The sequence below is a fragment of the Streptosporangium sp. NPDC001681 genome (assembly GCF_040298085.1).
In the GTDB taxonomy this organism is placed as follows: Bacteria; Actinomycetota; Actinomycetes; order Streptosporangiales; family Streptosporangiaceae; genus Streptosporangium.
Genome location: NZ_JBEOZN010000277.1, coordinates 1 through 3,377 on the forward strand (window position 1 = coordinate 1; position 3,377 = coordinate 3,377).

General features: G+C 74.1%; 1 protein-coding gene. It reads right to left on the minus strand.

Going from position 1 to position 3,377, the window contains the following annotated elements; translation table 11 throughout:
• Positions 1–3,377, minus strand: a 3,377-nt coding sequence (locus tag ABT130_RS47245) for a type I polyketide synthase (protein WP_350966444.1), incomplete at both ends; no start/stop codon positions are given.

Here is a 3,377-nt window from a genome sequence, read left to right on the forward strand (position 1 = left end):
AGGTGCAGGGCGACCAGCGAGGACGAGCACGCCGTGTCGACCGTGACCGCGGGCCCCTCGAACCCGAACGTGTAGGCGATCCGGCCCGACGCCACACTGCCCGCGTTGCCGTTGGCCAGGTAACCCTCCAGCGGGGCGGGCGCCTCCCCCACGCGGGGTGCGTAGTCGTGGTACATCACTCCGGCGAAGACGCCGGTCCTGCTGCCCCGCAGCGTGGCCGGATCGATGCCAGCGCCCTCGAAGGCCTCCCATGCCGTCTCCAGCAGCAACCGCTGCTGCGGATCGGTCGCCAGCGCCTCACGCGGCGAGATCCCGAAGAACTCCGCGTCGAACTCGGCCGCCTCGTGCAGGAATCCGCCGTGCTTCGTGTACGACGTACCGGGGTGCGCGGGATCGGCGTCGAATAGCGCCCGCAGGTCCCAGCCCCGGTCGGACGGGAACTCCGAGATCGCATCGCCGCCCGAGGCGACCAGCCGCCACAGCTCCTCCGGCGAGCTCACCCCGCCGGGCAGCCGGCAGGCCATTCCGACGATCGCGATCGCGTCGTCGCTCACCGGGGCGGGGACGGCCGGGGCGGCGGGCCCGTTCTCGGTCTCCCCGCCGAGTTCCGCCTGGAGGTAGCCGACCAGCGCGGCGGGCGTGGGATGGTCGAAGGTCAGGGTGGCGGGCAGCCGGAGCCCCGTCACCGCGTTCAGCCGGTTGCGCAGCTCGACCGCCGTCAGGGAGTCCAGCCCGAGGTCGCCGAAGGCCCGCCGGGCCGGCACGGTCTCGGCGCCGGCCCCGAGTACCACCGCCACCTCGGCACGTACCAGGCCGAGCAGGAGTTCGCTCCGCCGGTCGGCGGCGAGTCCGGCCAGCCGCAGTGCGAGCGATGACCGTTCCGCGGCCTCCCGCGCGGGCCGGCGCGGGGGCCGGACGAGACCGCGCAGCAACGGCGGGATCTCCCCCGTGGCGCGCACCGCGGGCAGGTCGAGCAGGACGGGGACCAGAACGGCGGGGCCGAGCCGCAGCGCGGCGTCGAACAGCTCCAGCCCCTCTGCGGTGGGCAGCGGCCGGACCCCGCCGCGCGCGGCCCGTGCCCGGTCGACGTCGGTCAGGTGCGCGGTGACGCCGGTGCTCTGCGCCCACAGGCCCCAGTCCAGGGAGAGCGCGGGCAGGCCCGCGCCGCGGCGGTGCTCCGCGAGGGCGTCGAGGAAGGTGCCGGCCGCCGCGTAGCTCGCCTGCCCCGCACTGCCCAGGACCCCGGCGATCGAGGAGTACAGCACGAACCACGCCAGATCGAGCTCCTTCGTCAGGTCGTGGAGATGCCAGGCCGCGTCGACCTTGGGACGGAGCACCGCGTCGACGCGCTCGGCGGTGAGCGAGGCGATCACACCGTCGTCGACGACACCCGCGGTGTGCACGACGGCGGTCAACGGATGCTCCGCCGGAATCGCCGTGAGAACCTCCTCCAGGAACGCCCGATCGGCCACGTCCCCCGCCACGATGTCGACGCGGGCACCGAGCCCGGCCAGCTCGGCCCGTAGCTCGGCCGCACCAGGAGCCTGATCGCCACGGCGGCTGGCGAGGATCAGGTGCCGGGCACCGTGCCCGGTCACGACGTGCCGGGCGAGCAGGCCACCGAGCCCTCCTGTGCCGCCGGTGATCAGCACGGTCCCTTCCGGGTTCAGGGGCGCGGCTCCGATGGCCGGACCGCCCGTCGCCCGGACCAGGCGCGGCACCAGGATCCGATCTCCCCGTACCGCCAGCTGCGGCTCACCGGCGGCCAGCCGACGGACGGTCTCCGCGCTGAGGTCGCGGTCACCGTCGACCAGGACGATCCGCCCCGGCTGCTCCGACTGGGCCGAGCGCACGAGTCCCCACACGGCGGCCGCACGCGGATCAACGGTCTCCTCCTCGGAGGAGGCCACCGCGTTCCTGGTGACCACGACCGCGCGGGCGGAACCGGCGCGTTCCTCCCCCAGCCATCGCCGTAGCTCGGCCAGTACCCGGTTCGTCACCTCGTGGACGGCGGGCACCACGCCCGCCGACGGATCCGGGCCGGCATCGCCGGAGATGACGACGACGTCGGTGACATCCGCGTCGGCGGGATCGATGGTGGGCGGCTCGACCCAGCCGATCTGGAAGAGCGAGTCGCGCGACACCAATCGCGCCTCGCGCAGCCGGCCCGCCTCGATCAGGCGGGAACGCAGCCCCTCGACGGATGCGACGGGCGCTCCCGTGGTATCCGCCACCTGGACCGTCCAATCCTGCGGACCGGTCGGCGCGAGCCGCACCCGGACCTCGGACGCGCCGGAGGCGTGCAGGCGGACGCCCCGCCAGGCGAAGGGCAGCCGGTTGCCGCCGGCCGGGGTGGTCGGCAGGGTGTCATGCGCCGCGACGTGCAGAGCGGCGTCGAGCAGGGCGGGATGCACGCCGAACCGGGCGGCGTCCTCCCGCTCCCCCTCCGCGAGGGACACCTCCGCGAAGAGCACCTCACCCTGCCGCCAGGCCGCCTTCACCCCCTGGAACGCGGGACCGTAGTTCAGACCGGCTCCGGCCAGGGTGTCGTAGAAGTCCGTGACATCGAGCGCCACGGCGTCGGCGGGAGGCCACGCGGCCAGACTGAACAGGTTCTGCCCCGAGCCGGGGACGACACGGCCGCCCGCGTGCTTGACCCACTCGGCGCCTGCCGGTGCGCCCTCGGGGCGGGAATGGACGGCGACGGCACGGCCACCCTCACCGTCCGGGGCACCGGCCGACACCTGGATGTGCACCGCGCCGCTCTCCGGAAGCAGGAGAGGGGTCTCGATCACCAGCTCGTCAAGCGCCTCCGCACCGACCTCGTCACCGGCTCTGATCGCGAGTTCGACGAAGGCGGTGCCGGGAACCACGGCCGTACCCGCGACCGCGTGGTCGGCGAGCCAGGGATGCGACCGCAGCGACAGACGACCGGTCAGGAGTACGGCGTCGGCATCCGCAAGCCCGATCGTGCCGCCGAGCAGCGGATGGTCGGCCGCACCGAATCCCAGCCCCGAGGCGTCCGCCGCGCCCGCCGGCGAGGCGTCGAGCCAGTAGCGCTGTCGCTGGAAGGCGTAGGTGGGGAGGTCGACCTTGCTCGCGCCGGGGAAGATCGCCTCCCAGTCGATCGGGCGGCCATGGATGTGGGCCTGCCCGAGTGCCAGCAGCGCGCTCACCTCCTCGGGCCGGTCCTTGCGCAGCAGGGGGGCCAGCACATGTGGCTCGGCGTCGGTGCGCTCCGGCAGCGACTGCCGTGCCATCGCCGACAACACCCCGTCAGGCCCCAGCTCCAGGAACGTCGTCACCCCCGCCGCATCGAGGGCGGTCACCGCGTCGGCGAACCGGACCGGCTCTCTTACCTGCCGCACCCAGTAGCC